General features: G+C 60.7%; 15 protein-coding genes. 11 read left to right on the top strand and 4 right to left on the bottom strand.

Annotated elements, in window-relative coordinates; translation table 11 throughout:
• Positions 1-3: 3 nt before the first annotated feature.
• Entirely contained in the window at positions 4-792 is a 789-nt protein-coding gene (locus tag CHU94_RS07580; protein WP_094478376.1) for an ABC transporter substrate-binding protein, read from the bottom strand.
• A 240-nt stretch (positions 793-1,032) separates the two neighbouring features.
• Here CHU94_RS07580 and rpoD point away from each other — a divergent pair, with 240 nt between their 5' ends.
• Together rpoD and CHU94_RS07570 are read left to right on the top strand one after the other, a co-directional pair.
• On the top strand, positions 1,033-3,333 hold the full coding sequence (gene rpoD / locus CHU94_RS07575; RefSeq protein WP_094478374.1) for an RNA polymerase sigma factor RpoD: 2,301 nt from the start codon (positions 1,033-1,035) through the stop codon (positions 3,331-3,333).
• A gap of 92 nt (positions 3,334-3,425) precedes the next feature.
• Positions 3,426-4,268, top strand: a complete 843-nt coding sequence (locus CHU94_RS07570; RefSeq protein WP_094478372.1) for a shikimate dehydrogenase — start codon at positions 3,426-3,428, stop codon at positions 4,266-4,268.
• 3 nt (positions 4,269-4,271) lie between these two features.
• Here the strand turns inward: CHU94_RS07570 and CHU94_RS07565 are convergent, their stop codons facing one another.
• A complete protein-coding gene (locus tag CHU94_RS07565) occupies positions 4,272-4,553 on the bottom strand; it encodes a late competence development ComFB family protein (RefSeq protein ID WP_094478370.1) in 282 nt (93 codons plus the stop codon).
• A gap of 256 nt (positions 4,554-4,809) precedes the next feature.
• Here CHU94_RS07565 and CHU94_RS07560 point away from each other — a divergent pair, with 256 nt between their 5' ends.
• The 9 genes from CHU94_RS07560 (at position 4,810) to CHU94_RS07520 (ending at position 15,264) form a co-directional block, all read left to right on the top strand.
• Positions 4,810-5,121, top strand: coding sequence for a helix-turn-helix domain-containing protein (locus tag CHU94_RS07560; RefSeq protein ID WP_094478368.1), 312 nt, complete (start codon positions 4,810-4,812; stop codon positions 5,119-5,121).
• 146 nt (positions 5,122-5,267) lie between these two features.
• Complete coding sequence (locus tag CHU94_RS07555; protein ID WP_094479310.1) at positions 5,268-5,627, top strand: FKBP-type peptidyl-prolyl cis-trans isomerase; 360 nt, start codon at positions 5,268-5,270, stop codon at positions 5,625-5,627.
• Between the two features lie 70 nt (positions 5,628-5,697).
• The gene (gene grpE, locus CHU94_RS07550; protein WP_094478366.1) at positions 5,698-6,261 is read left to right on the top strand and encodes a nucleotide exchange factor GrpE; all 564 of its coding nucleotides are present in this window, start codon (positions 5,698-5,700) and stop codon (positions 6,259-6,261) included.
• Between the two features lie 107 nt (positions 6,262-6,368).
• Positions 6,369-8,315, top strand: coding sequence for a molecular chaperone DnaK (dnaK, locus tag CHU94_RS07545; protein WP_094478364.1), 1,947 nt, complete (start codon positions 6,369-6,371; stop codon positions 8,313-8,315).
• A gap of 91 nt (positions 8,316-8,406) precedes the next feature.
• Positions 8,407-9,537: a molecular chaperone DnaJ gene (dnaJ, locus tag CHU94_RS07540; RefSeq protein ID WP_094478362.1), complete on the top strand. Its 1,131-nt coding sequence runs from the start codon at positions 8,407-8,409 to the stop codon at positions 9,535-9,537.
• 89 nt (positions 9,538-9,626) lie between these two features.
• Positions 9,627-10,991 carry an MBL fold metallo-hydrolase RNA specificity domain-containing protein gene (locus tag CHU94_RS07535; RefSeq protein WP_094479307.1) on the top strand — a complete coding sequence of 455 codons (1,365 nt, stop codon included), beginning with the start codon at positions 9,627-9,629 and terminating at the stop codon, positions 10,989-10,991.
• A 34-nt stretch (positions 10,992-11,025) separates the two neighbouring features.
• Positions 11,026-11,976, top strand: a complete 951-nt coding sequence (locus CHU94_RS07530) for a rhodanese-related sulfurtransferase (RefSeq protein WP_094478360.1) — start codon at positions 11,026-11,028, stop codon at positions 11,974-11,976.
• 8 nt (positions 11,977-11,984) lie between these two features.
• The gene (locus CHU94_RS07525; protein WP_094478358.1) at positions 11,985-12,635 is read left to right on the top strand and encodes a glutathione S-transferase; all 651 of its coding nucleotides are present in this window, start codon (positions 11,985-11,987) and stop codon (positions 12,633-12,635) included.
• Between the two features lie 175 nt (positions 12,636-12,810).
• Positions 12,811-15,264 carry a DUF1631 family protein gene (locus tag CHU94_RS07520; protein WP_094478356.1) on the top strand — a complete coding sequence of 818 codons (2,454 nt, stop codon included), beginning with the start codon at positions 12,811-12,813 and terminating at the stop codon, positions 15,262-15,264.
• 90 nt (positions 15,265-15,354) lie between these two features.
• On the opposite strand, the gene CHU94_RS07515 is transcribed toward CHU94_RS07520, so the two are convergent.
• Positions 15,355-16,320, bottom strand: coding sequence for a nitronate monooxygenase family protein (locus CHU94_RS07515; protein WP_094478354.1), 966 nt, complete (start codon positions 16,318-16,320; stop codon positions 15,355-15,357).
• A gap of 94 nt (positions 16,321-16,414) precedes the next feature.
• Positions 16,415-18,205, bottom strand: a complete 1,791-nt coding sequence (locus CHU94_RS07510; RefSeq protein WP_094478352.1) for an acyl-CoA dehydrogenase — start codon at positions 18,203-18,205, stop codon at positions 16,415-16,417.
• Between the last annotated feature and the right edge of the window lie 89 nt (positions 18,206-18,294).

The raw sequence follows: 18,294 nt of genomic DNA, 5'->3' as shown, positions 1-18,294 counted from the left end.
GCGTCATTTGCTGGCGGCCTTGAGCAGGTACTTTTGCCGCAGCTGGGCATAACGCCCATCGTTGCGCAGCTTTTGCAAGGCCGCATTGAGCCGTTTGGCCACGTCTGGGGCGACCGCGAGATTCAGGCCATACCAATAGGCCAGACTCTCATCCAGCACCAGCGCTGGCGCCAAATCCGCGGGGTCCATGCCGGCATTCTTGGCATTGTAGGCAGCGGCCCAATCCAGAGATACCAGCAGGTCAACGCGCTTGGCAATGAACTTGCGCATGTTCTGCTCATCGTTCACTCCCTGCTCCAGACCCGACGCCGCGCCATCCACCGGCATGGGTACAAAACCTTGCTTGATCAGGTTTTTGGTCGCCGCCGACTCCAGGGTGGTTGCAATCCGGTACGCCCTGGCGTCATCCAGCGACTTGAGCTGGATATCAGTGCGATCCGCCCACTTGTACAGGAGGATGCGCCGGGGCCCAATCGGCCCCACCCAGCGAAACAACGGCTCGCGCTCCGGCGTACGCACCAGGGAGTACAGCACCGTATCGCCAGGCTTGGTGGCGCGGTCATAGGCGCGCACCCAGGGCAAGATCTGTTTTTGCAGGGAGACACCAGCCTCGGCAGCCATGAGGTCCAGCAATTCGCTGGCAAAGCCGGTGATCTTGCCATCGTGCTCATAGTTCAGGGGGGGCAGAGACTCGGTCAGAGCCTGCAGAATCGGCATCTGGGGCTGCGCAGAGGCCGTCTGGCAACCCACCGCCAAGGCCAGCACAAGCAGAACTCCATTGAATAAAACCATTTACCAACTATAATCTTGGATTGTTTCGGCAAGAGCGACAGCAGCACCTCCGGGCCAGGCCACATGTTGACACCAAGTCACAACCGGCCACCTCACCGCAAGGACTGCATTCCAAATGATCGCCCTCCCATCTTGCCACAGGGGTATGTCTACCCCGTCTTGCCACCTACTTCGCTCACTGCGTGATGTAGCTGGTGCCTGATCTGTTTGCCTGTTTTTTTGTTGACCTGAGGTTTTTGCATGCCCGCTTCAAAATCCGCCAAGCCTGTCCAGCCTGCCAGCAAGTCCGCCCCGAAGACCGATAAGAAAGCTTCCCCCGTGTCCGCACCCAAATCCAAAGCCGCCCAGTTGAAAGAAGCCGCCGACGCGCTTTTGGCCGCCGCAGAAACGCCCACCAAGAAGAAAGCCGGCCGCCCGGCCAAGGCAGCTGCCGCGGAGTCCAGCGCCCCAGCCAAGGCCAGCACCGGCGCCAAACGCGGCCGCAAGCCCAAGGCCGCAGCCGAATCCAGCGGTGATGACATGGACATGTCGGACATCGAAGCCGACTTGGCCGGTGAACCCGAAGCCGCCGCAGCGCCCGGCGAAAAGGTCAAGCCTCTGCGCATGAAGATCAGCAAGGCGAAGGAACGCGCCTTGATGAAGGAATTCGGCCTGGACGAAACCGTGCTGTCCGAAGAAGACATGGCCAAGCGCCGTGCCCGCCTCAAAGCCCTGATTACCCTGGGCAAGACCCGCGGTTACCTGACACACGGCGAAATTTCCGACCACTTGCCCGATAAGCTGGTCGACGCAGAAACCCTGGAAGTCGTGATCTCCATGTTGAACGACATGGGCGTGGCTGTCTACGAACAGACCCCAGACGCGGAAACCCTGCTGCTGAATAACAACGTGTCCACTGCAGCGACCGTGGAAGAAGCGGAAGAAGAAGCTGAAGCCGCACTAAGCACGGTGGACAGCGAATTCGGCCGAACCACAGATCCCGTGCGCATGTACATGCGTGAAATGGGCACCGTGGAGCTGCTGACCCGCGAGGGCGAAATCGAAATCGCCAAGCGCATTGAAGGCGGCCTGATGGCGATGATGGAAGCGATCTCCGCGTCCCCCGCCACGATCGCCGAAATCCTGCGCCTCGGCGAAGACATCCGCGAAGGCAAAGTGGTCATCACCACCATCGTTGACGGCTTCTCCAACCCCAATGAGGCCGACGACTACGTGGCCGAAGAAGACTTTGACGAGTTCGACGAAGCCGACGATGACGATGGCAAGGGTGGCTCCAAAGCCCTGACCAAGAAGCTCGAAGAGCTCAAGAAGCAGGCGCTGGAGAAGTTCGACAAGATGCGCGAGCTGTTCGAGAAGGTGCACAAGGTCTACGACAAGGAAGGCTACGGAACACCAGCCTACATCAAGGCGCAACGGGCCCTGAGTGATGAACTCATGACCATTCGCTTCACTGCCAAGGCGATCGAAAAGCTCTGTGACATGGTGCGCAGCCAGGTCGATGACGTGCGCAAAAAAGAGCGCGAACTGCGTCGCATCATTGTGGACAAATGTGGCTACCCACAAGAGCAGTTCATTGCCGACTTCAGCGGACGAGACAAGGCCGGTAACAAGGTGGCCTCCAACCTACTCAACCTCAAGTGGATCGAGAAGCAGGCTGCCTCCGGCAAACCTTGGGCTGCCGTCATGGGCCGCAACATTCCGCCCGTGCAAGATCTGCAGCAGAAGCTGATGGACCTGCAAGCCCAGGTGGTGGTGCCGCTGGACCAGCTCAAGGACATCAACAAGCGCATGAACGAAGGCGAATATTCTTCGCGCGCCGCCAAGAAGGAAATGATCGAGGCCAACTTGCGCTTGGTGATCTCGATTGCCAAGAAGTACACCAACCGCGGCCTGCAGTTCCTCGACCTGATCCAGGAAGGCAATATTGGCCTGATGAAGGCCGTGGACAAGTTCGAATACCGCCGGGGCTACAAGTTCTCGACCTACGCCACCTGGTGGATCCGCCAGGCCATCACCCGCTCGATCGCGGACCAGGCCCGCACCATCCGAATCCCGGTGCACATGATCGAAACCATCAACAAGATGAACCGCATCAGCCGCCAGCACCTGCAGGAATTCGGCTTTGAGCCGGACGCCTCTGTGCTTGCCGCCAAGATGGAGATCCCCGAGGACAAGATCCGCAAGATCATGAAGATCGCCAAGGAGCCCATCTCCATGGAAACGCCGATCGGGGACGACGACGACAGCCACCTGGGCGACTTCATCGAAGACAGCGCCAACACCGCACCGATGGAAGCTGCGATGCAAGCCGGCCTGCGCGATGTGGTCAAGGACATCCTGGACAGTCTGACCCCACGTGAAGCCAAGGTACTGCGCATGCGTTTCGGTATCGAAATGACTTCGGACCACACGCTGGAAGAAGTCGGCAAGCAATTCGACGTGACGCGCGAGCGCATCCGCCAAATCGAAGCCAAGGCCCTGCGCAAATTGAAGCACCCCAGCCGCTCCGACAAGCTGCGTAGCTTTACCGACACGCTGTAAAGCATACGGCTTTCAAGCCATTTAGCGCCCCAGCCCACATGGAATGTGCGCGGGGCGCTATTTTTTTAATAGTAGATATTGCGATCAAGTTCATGGCCCACGAACAACCCTACCGACTCGCAGGTGTGATGGGATGGCCCGTCGCCCACTCCCGCTCCCCCCTTCTTCACAACCATTGGATTGCCGAACACGGCCTGCGCGGCGCCTATGTGCTGCTGCCCGTGGAGCCCGAAAAGATTGAGCAAGCCCTGCGCGCCCTGCCCGTGTTGGGCTTCGCCGGCTGCAACTTGACCATTCCCCACAAGGTGGCAGCCATGTCCATCGTGGACCATCTGGAGCCGCTGGCACAACGCATCGGTGCTGCCAACACCATTGTGGTGGGTACCGACGGATCACTCACGGGCCGCAATACCGATGCCTTTGGCTTCATCCAGAGCCTGCGCGATGCCCACCCCGCATGGCGTGCGGATACGGGACCGGCCAGTGTGATTGGTGCTGGCGGGGCAGCACGTGCCGTGATTGCCGGCCTGCTGGCCGAAGGCGCCACCGAAATTCGCCTCAGCAACCGCAGTGATGGCAAGGCCATGGACATGGCACAGGAGTTTGGTCCCTCAGTAAAGGCCGTGCCCTGGGCCGAGCGTCATGCGGCGCTGGAGGCCGCTGCGCTGCTGGTCAACACCACCAACCAGGGCATGCATGGCCAAGCCGCACTGGAGTTGCGCTTGGACGCATTGCCCGTCACGGCCTTAGTGTCGGATATTGTGTATGTGCCCCTGGAAACGCCTTTGCTGGTGGCAGCACAAGCCCGCGGAAACCCCACGGTAAATGGCCTAGGCATGCTGCTCAACCAAGCACGGCCCGCATTTGAAGCGTGGTTCGGCCCACTGCCAGCCATCTCGCCTGCCCTCATGCAGAGAGTACTAGCCAGTTTTTAAGAATCAACGGGGTGCCTTGGCAGCCCGCTCCTGCACAAAGCCAAAGGCAAACTGCAGCACCTCTTCGAGAGAGAGCTCGATGGCATGGCGCTCCTGCTCGGTCAGGTAAAACATCATGTCCACATCATGGCGTACATAACGTGCGGGCAGACGGTTCAGCGCCACACAGGCCACATCGGCCAGCATGTCGTTGCTGAAATCGGGGTGCGCTTGTGCACGGCGCACCACCTCCTCAAACACCAGGCGTTCGTAATAGTTGTGGACTTGTTCGAAATTAAAATTCATGCCGATCTCCGCAAGATGCTCTCCCCAGTGGGGTCTGGCCGAGAACGTTAGCACCTCCCCTGCCCCCTGGCAAGGGCTGACACACAGACTCGAGGGACCAACAAAGTGGGCGTTTTTAGAGGGGATTGCCCGGAAAACATGCGTTACCAGCTATGAAACTTGTAGCAGCCGAAAATCTGCGCTATAGTTTCCGCTCATTTCGGCGGTTGCTGCCCCACGGGCACAATCTGTTACGGTACAGACAAAGGGCAAGGTAATGAGCGCAAAAGAATCAATCGCAGTCGGTCAACTGTTGGGATTGCTGGAATCCCGCTATGCGATTCGCGTTTTGTGGGCCTTGCGCGACGGCCATGCCCAAACCTTTCGCTTGCTACAAGACAGTGTGGGCGGCATCACCCCCAACACCCTGAACACCCGCATCAAGGAACTGCGCGACGCAGGCCTTCTGACCCATGGCAGCGACGGGTATGTGGTCACCGCTGCTGGCGCCGACCTGCTCAAACGCTTGGGCGACCTGCAGGCCTTTGCCGTGAAGTGGTCCACCAGCCTGGCCAAAAAAGCCAAGTAAACAGTAGCCGGCCTCGCCGGCTTCACACCTCGCAAGACAGGCTTGGCCTGTCTTTTTTTCGTCTGCGGCATAATTTAGGGCTTTTCTGCCCACCAGCGCACGCCCCCTGTGCGCAAGCAGCTACCATTTTTATAGCAAACGAGGACATCCCCATGCAAACCACCGCCACCGGCCTGCAATTTGAAGACACCACCGAAGGCACCGGCGCCGTAGCCACCAAAGGCCAAAGCGTTACCGTGCACTACACCGGCTGGTTGTACAACGATGGTGAACAAGGCGCCAAGTTTGACTCCAGCAAAGACCGCAACGACCCCTTCGTGTTCCATCTGGGTGCCGGCATGGTGATCCGCGGCTGGGATGAGGGCGTGGCGGGCATGAAAGTGGGCGGTGCACGCACTCTGATCATCCCTGCCGCACTGGGCTATGGTGCCCGCGGCGCCGGTGGCGTCATCCCTCCCAACGCCACGCTGAAGTTTGATGTGGAACTGCTGGGCGTGTCGGGCTAATACGCCCTTGAAACTGCGTACCAGAGCACTATCTGGTACGCATTCCCGCCTTCTCTTTTGAGCCAAACGCATGTCTGATACCTCCCCCACACCTCCCCCCAATCCCGCGGCCGTCAACTACCAAAGTACCGAGGAAATGGTTGCAGCCCAAGCCGCCAACGAGGCAGATGCCCTGGCACAGGCACAAGCCGAACTCGCCACGCTGCAAGCCAAGAGTGCTGATCTGGCAGACCAGTACCTGCGCGCCAAAGCCGAGGCCGAGAACGCCCGTCGCCGTGCCGATGACGAAATCTCTAAGGCGCGCAAATTCGCCGTCGAATCGTTTGCCGAAAGCCTGCTGCCCGTGGCAGACAGCCTGGAGGCCGGCTTGGTAATCAAGGACGCCACGCCCGAACAAATCCGCGAGGGTGCCCAAGCGACCCTGCGCCAGTTGGTGGCTGCACTGGAACGCAACAAAGTCATCGCGATAGCACCTGCCGCTGGCACCAAGTTTGACCCGCACCAACACCAAGCCATCAGCGTCGTACCGGCTGAGCAGGAGGCCAACACCGTGGTCAGCGTGCTGCAAAAAGGCTACTCCATTGCCGACCGGGTGTTGCGTCCGGCCCTGGTTACTGTGGCCGCCGCGAAATAAAGCAAGCGCTCTAAAAAATACCACTTTGCGTGATGTGGGCTCTTGAAAGCCTAGAAGTAGCCCACACCTTATCCACATCTGAATTTTTAAGTTAGCAGGAGTAAATCATGGGAAGAATCATCGGCATTGACTTGGGTACCACCAACAGCTGCGTCGCCATCATGGAAGGCAACACCGCCAAAGTGATCGAGAACGCGGAAGGTGCGCGTACCACGCCCTCCATCATTGCGTACCAGGAAGACGGCGAAGTGCTGGTCGGCGCGTCCGCCAAACGCCAGTCGGTGACCAACCCCAAAAACACTCTGTACGCCGTCAAGCGCTTGATCGGCCGCAAGTTCACCGAAAAGGAAGTGCAAAAGGACATCGACCTGATGCCTTACACCATTGCCGCCGCCGATAACGGTGATGCTTGGGTGGAAGTGCGCGGGAACCGCATGGCTCCTCAGCAGGTCAGCGCGGACATTCTGCGCAAGATGAAAAAGACTGCAGAAGACTACTTGGGTGAAGAAGTCACTGAGGCTGTGATTACCGTGCCCGCGTACTTCAATGACGCCCAGCGCCAAGCCACCAAGGATGCTGGCCGCATTGCTGGTCTGGACGTCAAACGCATCATCAACGAACCCACCGCTGCAGCGCTGGCCTTCGGCCTGGACAAGAACGAAAAGGGCGACCGCAAGATCGCGGTGTACGACTTGGGTGGCGGCACCTTTGACGTGTCCATCATTGAAATTGCCGACGTCGATGGTGAAAAGCAATTCGAAGTGCTGTCCACCAACGGAGACACCTTCTTGGGCGGCGAAGACTTCGACCAGCGCGTGATCGACTTCATCATTGCCGAGTTCAAGAAAGAGCAAGGCGTGGACCTGTCCAAGGATGTGCTGGCCCTGCAGCGCCTGAAAGAAGCCGCTGAAAAGGCAAAGATTGAACTCTCCAGCAGCGCGCAGACCGACATCAACCTGCCTTACATCACCGCAGACGCGTCCGGTCCCAAGCACCTGAACATCAAGTTGACCCGTGCCAAGCTGGAAGCCTTGGTGGAAGAGCTGATCGAACGCACCATTGCACCGATCCGCACCGCCCTGAAGGACGCCGGCGTGTCCGCCTCCGAAGTGCACGACGTGATCCTGGTCGGCGGTATGACCCGCATGCCCAAGGTGCAAGAGAAGGTCAAGGAGCTGTTCGGCAGGGAACCCCGCAAAGACGTAAACCCCGATGAAGCTGTTGCCGTGGGCGCCGCGATCCAGGGCCAGGTGCTGTCCGGTGACCGCAAGGACGTACTGCTGCTGGACGTGACGCCTCTGTCCTTGGGAATTGAAACCCTGGGCGGCGTGATGACCAAGATGATCACCAAGAACACGACCATCCCGACTAAGTTCGCGCAGACCTTCTCGACTGCGGAAGACAACCAGCCGGCCGTGACCATCAAGGTGTTCCAGGGCGAGCGTGAAATTGCCTCTGCCAACAAGATGTTGGGTGAGTTCAACCTCGAAGGCATCCCACCCGCAGCGCGCGGTACTCCGCAGATCGAAGTGTCTTTTGACATTGACGCCAACGGCATCTTGCACGTGGGCGCCAAGGACAAGGGCACTGGCAAGGAAAACAAGATCACCATCAAGGCCAACTCCGGCTTGTCGGAAGACGAAATTCAGCAAATGGTGAAAGACGCCGAGCTGAATGCGGCCGACGACAAGAAGAAACTGGAACTGGTGCAAGCTCGCAATGAAGCCGAAGCCAATGCCCACAGCGTCAAGAAGAGCCTGGGCGAGTACGGAGACAAGCTGGAAGCCGGCGAGAAGGAAAAGATCGAAGCGGCCATCAAGGACGTGGAAGACAGTCTGAAGTCCGACGACAAGGATGCCATCAAGGCCAAGAGCGAAGCCCTGATGGCAGCCAGCCAGAAGCTGGGCGAAAAGATGTACGCCGACATGCAGGCCAAGCAAGCCGCTGAAGGCGGTGCGGAAGCTGGGCCCGAGCAAGGTGCACAAGCTTCCTCCAAGCCGGCCGATGACGACAACGTCGTGGACGCTGAAGTCAAAGAAGTGAAAAAAGGCTAAGCTGGCACATTAGCGCAGCACAAAGATGCCGCGTTGAACGCCAGTCGGGGTTCAACGCGGCTTTTCTGTTGTTAACAGGCACAAGAGACACATGGCCAAACGCGACTATTACGAAGTTCTGGGCGTCAGCAAGGGCGCCTCAGAAGACGAGATCAAAAAGGCCTATCGCAAACTGGCGATGAAGCACCACCCTGACCGCAATCAGGGCGATGCAGCCAAAGCCGCAGAAGAGAAATTCAAGGAGGCCAAAGAGGCCTACGAGATGCTCTCTGACGCCCAGAAGCGCGCCGCCTATGACCAGTATGGCCACGCCGGCGTGGACCCTAACCGGGGCGGCGGCGGCAGTGAGGGCTATGGCGGCTTTGCCGAAGCCTTTGGTGACATCTTTGGCGACATGTTCGGTCAACAGCGTGGCGGTGGTCGCGGTGGCCGTCAGGTCTACCGTGGCAGCGACCTGAGCTACGCCATGGAAGTGACGCTGGAAGAAGCAGCCCGCGGCAAGGATGCGCAGATCCGCATCCCAAGCTGGGATAACTGCGATACCTGCAAAGGCACGGGTGCGAAGCCAGGTACCCAGGTCAAGACCTGTGGCACCTGCAATGGCGCGGGTTCCGTGCAGATGCGCCAAGGCTTCTTCAGCGTGCAGCAAACCTGCCCCACCTGCCGCGGCAATGGCAAGGTGATCCCGGAGCCTTGCACCGCCTGCAGCGGCCAGGGCAAGATCAAGCGCCAGAAAACGCTGGAAGTCAAAATCCCAGCTGGTATCGATGGCGGCATGCGCATCCGCAGCGCTGGCAACGGCGAACCCGGCACCAACGGTGGCCCGCCCGGCGACCTGTACATCGAAATCCGCCTGAAGAAGCACGACATCTTCGAGCGCGATGGCGATGACCTGCACTGCTCCGTGCCCATCAGCTTTGTTACTGCCGCACTCGGTGGTGAGATCGACGTCCCCACGCTGGCCGGCAAGGCCGCGATCGACATTCCCGAAGGCACCCAGACTGGCAAGCAGTTCCGCCTGCGCGGCAAAGGCATCAAGGGCGTGCGCTCCAGCTATCCTGGCGACCTGTACTGCCACATTTCCGTGGAAACACCGGTCAAACTCACTGAGCACCAACGCAAGCTGCTCAAGGAGTTGGACGAGTCCTTCAAGAAGGGCGGCAGCAAACACTCGCCATCCGGTGACAGCTGGACCGACCGTCTGAAGAGCTTCTTTAGCTGATCCAGGTCAAGAAAGGCGGAGCTTGCTCGCGCTCTCTCCACGCCGCTCGGTCTATAAACGACCCAGCGGCTTTTTTTATGGAGAATTTCATGGGCGTTTCCATCACCTTTCTCGGTGCGGCGGGTACCGTCACGGGCTCCAAATACCTGGTGCGGCACGGAAACCAATCCCTGCTGGTGGACTGCGGATTGTTCCAGGGCTACAAGCAACTGCGGCTGCGCAATTGGGCCCCCCTGCCTATCGTGCCAGACCAAGTGGATGCCGTGCTGCTGACCCACGCCCATCTGGACCACAGCGGCTACCTCCCCCTGTTGGCCAAAGAGGGTTACCGTGGCCCCATCTATGCATCGGCCGGAACACGTGATTTGTGCCGTGTGTTGTTGCCCGACAGCGGCCACATTCAGGAGGAAGACGCGGCCTTCGCCAATCGCCACGGCTTTTCCAAACACAGCCCCGCACTGCCGCTGTACACCCGCCAAGACGCCCTGGACTGCCTGCCCCTGATCAAGGCAGTACCGCACGGCAACACTTTCCAGCCCCTGCCCAACTGGCGCGCGACCTTCCATCCCGCAGGCCATATTTTGGGGGCATCCAGCATCCTGCTGGAGGTGGCTGGTCGGCGCATTTTGTTCTCGGGGGACCTAGGGCGCCCGGACGACACCCTGATGAATCCGCCCGCGCCAGCGCCTCAGGCAGACACCGTGTTGATCGAATCTACCTATGGTGACCGCACCCACCCGCAGGACAATTTGCTGGCAGAGCTCGGACCGGCCCTTCAGCGCCTGGCAGCGCGCGGGGGCGTAGCCGTCGTACCGGTGTTTGCGGTCGGTCGCGCACAGGCACTGCTACATGCCATCGCCCAACTCAAGGTCAGGGGCGCCCTGCCCCACGGGTTACCGGTGTTTCTGGACAGCCCCATGGCAGTCCACACCACGCATCTGTTTGAGCAGCACCCGGGCGAGCACCGGCTGAGCAAGAGCGAGGTGCACGCCATGACCCATACTGCCACCATGGTCCAGAGCACGGACGAATCCAAGGCCCTGGCGGCGCGCCATGGGCCCATGGTCATCCTCTCCGCCAGTGGCATGGCAACTGGGGGGCGTGTACTGCACCACCTGGCCCACCACGCGGGCAACCACCGCAACATGGTCATCCTGACAGGCTACCAATCGCCCGGCACACGGGGCGCCACCTTGGCCAGCGGAGCCCGCAGCGTGCGCATCCATGGCCGGGACGTGGAGGTCCAGGCCGAAATTGTGCAGCTGGAATCCGCCTCGGCCCATGCCGACGCCAACCAGCTGCTGGACTGGTTGCGCAGCAGCCCGAGCCGCCCGGACCAAGTCTATGTGGTGCACGGTGACCCCGACGCTGCCGACACCATGCGAGGACGAATCGAACACGAACTGCACTGGCGCGCACTGGTGCCTGAACATGGTTCTACCTGGCCCTGCTGACCCCTAGCCCCCTGCACCAAGGCACAATTACACGATGTCTCCAAGCCGCTACCTGACCGCCGCCTTCTACAAGTTTGTCGACCTGCCCGATTACGCCGAACGCAAACCGGCATTGCTGGCCTTTTGCGAATCCCGCCAGGTCAAGGGCCTGATTCTGCTGGCCCGCGAGGGCATCAACAGCACGATTGCCGGAGCACCCGACGATGTGCATGCAGTCTTGGCCTACCTGCGGGCGGACCCACGGCTGGCCGACCTCCAGCACAAGGAATCGTTTGCGGACAAAGCTCCGTTCTACCGCATGAAGGTGCGGCTCAAGAAAGAGATCGTGACCATGCAGGTGGACGGTATCAGCCCCACCCACATGGCCGGTACCTATGTCAAACCAGAAGACTGGAATGCCTTGATCTCCGACCCTGACGTTGTGGTGGTGGACACCCGCAACGACTATGAGGTGGAAATTGGGACATTCGCCGGAGCCCTCAATCCACATATCAAAAGCTTTTCAGCGTTACCCGCGTGGGTGCAGCAAGCCGAGCCACTGCGCCCCCGTGCGGGCCGCAAGCCCAAGGTTGCCATGTTTTGTACCGGCGGGATCCGCTGCGAGAAGTCGACTGCCTACATGCGTGCACAAGGCTATGAAGAGGTCTACCACCTGGAGGGGGGCATCCTTAAATACTTGGAAAATATCGCTCCAGAGAACAGTTTGTGGCGTGGTGAGTGTTTTGTCTTCGACGAACGTGTGTCCGTGGGCCACGGCCTGGTGCCCGGCCACCATGGCCTGTGCCGCGCCTGCCGCCAACCGCTGGAAGATGGCGCCACCGACTCGCCCTTGTACGAAGCGGGTGTGAGCTGCCCGCGCTGCCATGCTCACACCAGTGCTGCGCAAAAGAACAGCGCCCGCGAACGGCAACGCCAATGGGAACTGGCCAAGATGCGCCAGCAGGTGCACATCGGGGCAGTGCTACCCAAGCCGGTGGCGGACTGAGACGTCCCATGGCGCTGCCGGTGCTGTACTCCTTCCGGCGCTGCCCTTACGCCATGCGCGCCCGCATGGCCGTGGCGGTAAGCCAGCAGCGATGTGCGTTACGCGAAGTGGTGCTGGCCCACAAACCGGCCGAGTTGCTGCAGGCCTCTCCCAAAGGCACGGTGCCCGTGCTGGTGCTGGCAGATGGGACAGTGATCGACCAGAGCCTTGACATCATGCTCTGGGCCCTGCAGGCCCAGGACCCCGAGCACTGGTTACCGCGCGACGAGGCTGCTTGGGCACGCACACGGGCCTGGATTGCAGAGAACGACGGGCCCTTCAAACAGACCCTGGACCGCTACAAATACCCCCATCGCTACGCGCTACCCGATGGCATCGCCCACCGCACTGCAGGTGCCGTGTTTTTGCACGCACTGGACACCACACTCCGTACCCAGGCCTATTTGGCGGGGGCGCACTTCGGGCTGGCCGATGCCGCGCTGGCCCCGTTCGTGCGCCAGTTTGCACATACCGATGCACCGTGGTTTGCCCAGCAAGGTTGGCCCGCCCTGCAGGCTTGGCTGGCGCAATTCGAACGATCAACCACGTACCTGTGCACCATGGACAAACTCCCAGCCTGGATTCCCGGGCAAGCCGATGTGACTTTTCCCTCCGATTAGCACCAACTTACAACTCGTTACGAGAAACTGTGTATCAAGTGGCTAAATCTGGGTGGCAGGTCCGGCTAGGGGCTAGGGATGACCCGTGGTCCATGCGATCATTCCACATCAGAAATTCAGTCGATGGACGAAGGGTTTGTCAGCCTCAACGGGCGGCCCTCCCCTTCAGCGGTACATGAGCGCATTTCAGCCTTTTTCCCCCAGCAATAGCACCCCGGAGTCGCGCGCGCAGGCGCTGAGGCTGGTGCGCGCAATGATGGGAAAGACGCTAGGCTACTTTGAAGACCGCGAAGACGCGCAGCTCAAACAAATTCGGGCCCACCTCTTGGACCTGGCCGACAGCAAATTGCCACTGCTGCAATCCCAGAACCTTCGCACAGCTGCCGTGCTGCTGGACCGCCAGGCCGAAAAGTTCAAACGTCTGTACCGCGATGCCCTGCAGCAGAGTTTGCAGGAGGAGATCCAAACCGTCTGGCCCGAGATGGAGAAGCTCGGGGCCAAGCCAGCGCCTGTCAGCGACCATGCACTCGACGGCATGACACTGAGCCTGATTGACGTCGACGAAGTTCACCGCATTTTGTTGCTGGACCGTGTGGCCCAGCAATTCAACACCCGCTACGAGAACAGCCTAACCCCGCTCACGCAAAAATTGGGGGCACTGTTTGGCAACGAATCCCCTAGCCTGTCATCCAACCCCTTCCGCCCAGGGGTGCTGCTGGGAGCCTTTATGCGCGCCTGGGACAAGGGTGAGTTCGAACCCCAGGCAACGGAACACCTGGTGCAAGCGCTGGAACCCGCTCACACCATGGACCTTGCGCCTCTCTACACCGACCTGAGCGCCACGCTGAGCCAAGCGGGTATTCAGGCCCAAACCGTGCACCGCATTCGCAAGTCCGTGTCCTCGGCCTACGCGCCATTGTCCGGTGCTGCGCCCTTGGGTGATGCGGGCCAAAGCAGCCAGGCGCCCTTGCAATCCGCCCATGGCCCCCTCACGCAACACATGGCACCGGTCAGTGCCGAACCTGTCCGCAGCGCCTGGAGTGCCCTGGCCCCGGCCGGTCAACAGATTGCAACCCAGGTCAAAAGCTTTCTGCAACGTCTGGGCGTGGTCGCAGCCCCCGGCAACGTCAGTGCCACAGGGTCGGCCGGCCTAGGCTCCGCAGGCGCGGCCTACGCGGGACCAGCCACGGCGAACGGTGGTGCTGCCCGCCTGTACGAAGGCGACACCGAAGGCTCTGAACACGGCTACGCAAACACGGTGCAACCCGAGGCCAACTGGGTGCCAGCCGACCCGGCTCTGCTCAGTTTCCTGGGCCAGATGCAGGCGGATGCCGGCCCCCGTGCCTCACGCTGGCAACACCTGCAACCCCAAGACAGCCCGCACGGTCACCACAATGTGTTGCGCCAAATCCGCGAGCAGGAAGAAATCCGCCAGGCCCCTGAACTGGACCGCGGCACCGTGGACGCCCTGGCCGAGGTGTTTGACTACGTGTTTGCCGACCAGGCCATCCCCATGCAGATGAAGGTGGTGATCGGTCGCCTGCAGATCCCCGTGTTGCGCGCGGCCATGATGGACCGCGACTTCTTCCTGAGCAGCGAACACCCCGCACGCAAGCTGGTGGATACGCTCGCCGCTTCCTCGGTGGCCTGGACACCCGAAAAAGGCGAGCAAGACCCGCTGTACCAACGCATCGAACACACGGTGCAACGTGTGCTGCAAGAGTTTGAAGACGACTTGACGCTGTTCAGCCTGCTGCTGGCCGAGTTCACCGAATTCCTGTTCGAAAGTGAACAACAGGCCCAACAGCAGATCGAACCGGTAGCCAACCAGGAGCGGGACCAGGAAGCCTTGAATGCTGCCTTGGCCCATGCCGATGAAATCGTGCACGCGCGCATCAGTGCCCTGCCCGACAACCTGCCCCTGGTGCCCTTCCTCAAACCCTTCCTCACCACGGAATGGCGCCAAGTGATTGCCGCAGCTTGGATGCGGGAAGACAGCGAACCCGGCCGTTGGAATGCTGCACTGCAGACCATGGACCAGCTGATCTGGAGCACCCAGCCCAAAACCACTTCCGAAGACCGCAAGGCGCTGGTCGCCGTTCTCCCCGAGCTGGTACGCACCCTGAACGTGGAGCTGGATGCCATCGGTTGGCACGGTGATCCGCGTGCCACCTTCACGCGCCGCCTGATCGGGACCCACATGCTGGCGATCCGCATGAAGGCGCCTCCTCCCATCGACACGCAAAGTGCCGCGCTGGAGGAAAGTGCGGGCGACGCCGCCATGGAAGCGCTGGACCAGCGTCGCGCCACGCAGCTCACGGTGCAAGACCCCGCTGCCATGGATGATTTCGACGCCAGTGCCCAGCTGCTGACGCGCGGCGTGTGGTTTGAAGTGGCTGAGCCCAACCAGCTGCCACACCGTTGCCGCCTGAGCTGGGTCAGTCCCATGCGCACGCGGTTTCTGTTCACCAACCGCGAAGGCTTCGACGCCTTTGTGCGCAATGAGCGTGAAGTCGCGGCCATGCTGCGCAATGGAACGCTGCACATGCTTGAGCAAGCGCCGATTGTGGAGCGTGCACTCAACCGCCTGCTGGCAGATAACGAGCCGGAACTGCGCCTGCAAGCCTAAGGCTCGAAGGGACAGCGGGGCAGCGTCGCTCCTGAAAAAGGAGCTGCCCGCGCAGATTTCACGCGGGCTAGAGGCCAAAAAGACTTGAAACTAGGCGTACTGGTGCGAAAGCAGCTGGGCCTTGGCGGCGGCGTATTCGCGCTTGAGCTGGGCTACGTACTCGCCCGCAGGCTGCACTTTGGTGATGGAACCAATACCCTGGCCGCAGCCCCAGATGTCCTTCCAGGCCTTGGCAGAAGCGCCGCCAAAGTTCATCTTGCTGGGATCGCTCTCGGGCAAGTTGGCCGGGTCCAGACCCGCGGCGCGGATGCTGGGCGCCAGGTAGTTGCCATGTACGCCGGTGAACAGGTTGCTATAGACAATCTCGTCCGAATCGTTGGCCACGATGGCGTCTTTGTATTCCTGCGCAGCGCGTGCTTCTTCGGTGGCAATAAAGGCCGAGCCGATGTAGGCAAAGTCGGCCCCCATGGCCTGTGCCGCCAGCACGGCAGCGCCCGTGGAAATGGAACCACTCAAGGCCAGCGGGCCCTCAAACCACTGACGGATCTCCTGAATCAGCGCAAACGGGCTCTTCACGCCCGCATGGCCACCAGCGCCTGCAGCCACGGCAATCAGACCATCGGCACCCTTCTCAATCGCCTTGCGCGCGTGCTTGTTGTTGATGATGTCGTGCAGCACCACGCCGCCATAGCTGTGGGCCGCGGCGTTGATGTCCTCGCGCGCACCCAGGCTGGTGATGATGATGGGCACCTTGTACTTCACGCACAGCGCCATGTCATGCTCCAGCCGGTCGTTGCTCTTGTGCACGATCTGGTTGATGGCAAAGGGAGCGGCAGGCTTGTCGGGGTGCGCCGCGTTGTACGCAGCCAGGGTCTCGGTAATTTCTTTCAACCACTCTTCCAGCAGCTCGGCCGGGCGCGCGTTGAGTGCGGGCATGGAGCCCACCACGCCGGCAATGCACTGCGCAATCACCAGCTTGGGGTTGCTGATGATGAACAACGGCGAGCCGATGACGGGGAACGGCAAACGATCCAGCGGGGCGGGTAGTTTGGACATGGGTCTCCTCGGGTCAGGTTTTTTAAGTAATCAGACGCTAGCCCTTGTAATTGTTGCGCAAGCAGCTAGCAATTCAATAGCAATCCGTTGTCGCTCAGAACGCGTCCAGCGGCAACGCCGTCACGCTGTCGGCACCGTCCACAATGCTGTCGCGCAGGCCGCCGGCCTTGCTCAAAATGTGATCGGCATAAAAGCGCGCTGTGGTGATCTTGGCCTGCATGAATGGCACATCGGTACCAGCAGCCGCTTGCTTCTCTGCCACCAGCAGCGCACGCGCCAGCTGCCAGCCCGCCATCAGGTTGCCGGCCAGCATCAGGTAGGGTACGCTGCCCGCAAACACGGCGTTAGGGCTGGCCTTGGTATTGCCGGCCACGAAGTCCACCACGTCGATAAAAGCCAAACGTGCGGCCTTCAGGCGCTGAGCCACAGCCAACGCCTGAGCGGACCCACTGGCGGTCAACTCGGCTTCGGTCTTCTCGATCTGGGAGGCAATGCCCTTGGCCGTTTGGCCCCCATCACGCGCGGTCTTGCGACCCACCAGGTCATTGGCCTGGATGGCCGTCGTGCCTTCGTAGATGGTCAGGATCTTGGCATCGCGGTAGTACTGGGCGGCGCCTGTCTCTTCGATAAAACCCATGCCACCGTGCACCTGCACACCCAAGCTGGTCACTTCCAGACTCATTTCAGTGCTATAGCCCTTGATGAGCGGCACCAAGTATTCGTAGAAGGCCTGATTCTGCTTGCGCGTGTCGGCATCGGGGTGGTGGTGGGCCGCGTCATACGCGCTGGCGCCCACGCTGGCCAAGGCACGGCAGCCTTCGGTATAGGCGCGCATGGTCATGAGCATGCGGCGCACATCGGGGTGGTGAATGATGGCTGCGGCGGCGGGCATGGAGCCATCCACCGGGCGGCTTTGCACGCGGTCCTTGGAGAACTGTACGGCCTTTTGGTACGCCCGCTCGGCAATCGCAATGCCCTGCACGCCCACGCCGTAGCGCGCGGCGTTCATCATGATGAACATGTACTCCAGGCCACGGTTCTCCTGCCCCACCAGGTAACCGATGGCGCCACCGTGGTCACCATATTGCAGCACGGCGGTCGGGCTGGCCTTGATGCCCATCTTGTGTTCGATGGAGACGCAATGCACATCGTTGCGTGCGCCCAAAGAGCCATCCTTGTTCACCATGAATTTGGGCACGACAAACAGGCTGATGCCCTTCACGCCCTCAGGCGCGCCGGTCACACGGGCCAGCACCAGATGGACGATGTTCTCGGCCATGTCGTGCTCGCCCCAGGTGATGAAAATCTTGGTGCCGAACACCTTGTAGGTGCCATCGGGCTGGGGCTCGGCGCGGCTGCGCACCGCGGCCAGGTCGCTTCCAGCCTGGGGCTCGGTCAGGTTCATGGTGCCGGTCCATTTGCCAGACACCAGGTTTTCGAGGTAAGTGGCTTTCAGCTCGTCGGAACCAGCCGTCAGCAGCGCTTCAATCGCACCATCGCTCAGCAGCGGGCACAGCGCAAAGCTCATGTTGGCGCTGTTCACCATCTCGCCGCAGGCTGCACCAATGGTCTTGGGCAGGCCCTGGCCGCCAAAGTCTGCGGGGTGCTGCAGGCCTTGCCAACCACCGTCAGTGAATTGCTTGAAGGCCTCCTTGAAACCTGGGGTGGCTGTGACCACGCCATCTTTCCAGCTCGATGGGTTCTTGTCACCTTCCCAGTTCAGCGGGGCAAGTACACCCTCGGTGAACTTGGCGGACTCTTCAAGCACTGCCTGGGCCGTGTCCAGACCAGCGTCTTCAAAGCCAGGGAGCTGGGCGATTTGTTCGATGTTGGCCAGGTGCTCAATGTTGAACAGCATGTCCTTGACGGGGGCGACGTAGCTCATGAGAGTCTCCAGAAATTCTTGTTACAGGCGGGGTACACGGGTATTCGGGCCAAAAAAAAGGGCATCGCACGCGATGCCCTTTTTCACAC

This window comes from Rhodoferax sp. TH121, assembly GCF_002251855.1.
In the GTDB taxonomy this organism is placed as follows: Bacteria; Pseudomonadota; Gammaproteobacteria; order Burkholderiales; family Burkholderiaceae_C; genus Allorhodoferax.
Note: the sequence above shows the minus strand (reverse complement) of the source record. Positions and strands in the feature narration are given on the sequence as shown.

Coding starts and splice junctions, on each gene's coding strand:
- CHU94_RS07580 (WP_094478376.1), bottom strand. CDS start 792: ATGGTTTTATTCAATGGAGTTCTGCTTGTGCTGGCCTTGGCGGTGGGT.
- rpoD (WP_094478374.1), top strand. CDS start 1,033: ATGCCCGCTTCAAAATCCGCCAAGCCTGTCCAGCCTGCCAGCAAGTCC.
- CHU94_RS07570 (WP_094478372.1), top strand. CDS start 3,426: ATGGCCCACGAACAACCCTACCGACTCGCAGGTGTGATGGGATGGCCC.
- CHU94_RS07565 (WP_094478370.1), bottom strand. CDS start 4,553: ATGAATTTTAATTTCGAACAAGTCCACAACTATTACGAACGCCTGGTG.
- CHU94_RS07560 (WP_094478368.1), top strand. CDS start 4,810: ATGAGCGCAAAAGAATCAATCGCAGTCGGTCAACTGTTGGGATTGCTG.
- grpE (WP_094478366.1), top strand. CDS start 5,698: ATGTCTGATACCTCCCCCACACCTCCCCCCAATCCCGCGGCCGTCAAC.
- dnaK (WP_094478364.1), top strand. CDS start 6,369: ATGGGAAGAATCATCGGCATTGACTTGGGTACCACCAACAGCTGCGTC.
- dnaJ (WP_094478362.1), top strand. CDS start 8,407: ATGGCCAAACGCGACTATTACGAAGTTCTGGGCGTCAGCAAGGGCGCC.
- CHU94_RS07535 (WP_094479307.1), top strand. CDS start 9,627: ATGGGCGTTTCCATCACCTTTCTCGGTGCGGCGGGTACCGTCACGGGC.
- CHU94_RS07530 (WP_094478360.1), top strand. CDS start 11,026: ATGTCTCCAAGCCGCTACCTGACCGCCGCCTTCTACAAGTTTGTCGAC.
- CHU94_RS07525 (WP_094478358.1), top strand. CDS start 11,985: ATGGCGCTGCCGGTGCTGTACTCCTTCCGGCGCTGCCCTTACGCCATG.
- CHU94_RS07520 (WP_094478356.1), top strand. CDS start 12,811: ATGAGCGCATTTCAGCCTTTTTCCCCCAGCAATAGCACCCCGGAGTCG.
- CHU94_RS07515 (WP_094478354.1), bottom strand. CDS start 16,320: ATGTCCAAACTACCCGCCCCGCTGGATCGTTTGCCGTTCCCCGTCATC.
- CHU94_RS07510 (WP_094478352.1), bottom strand. CDS start 18,205: ATGAGCTACGTCGCCCCCGTCAAGGACATGCTGTTCAACATTGAGCAC.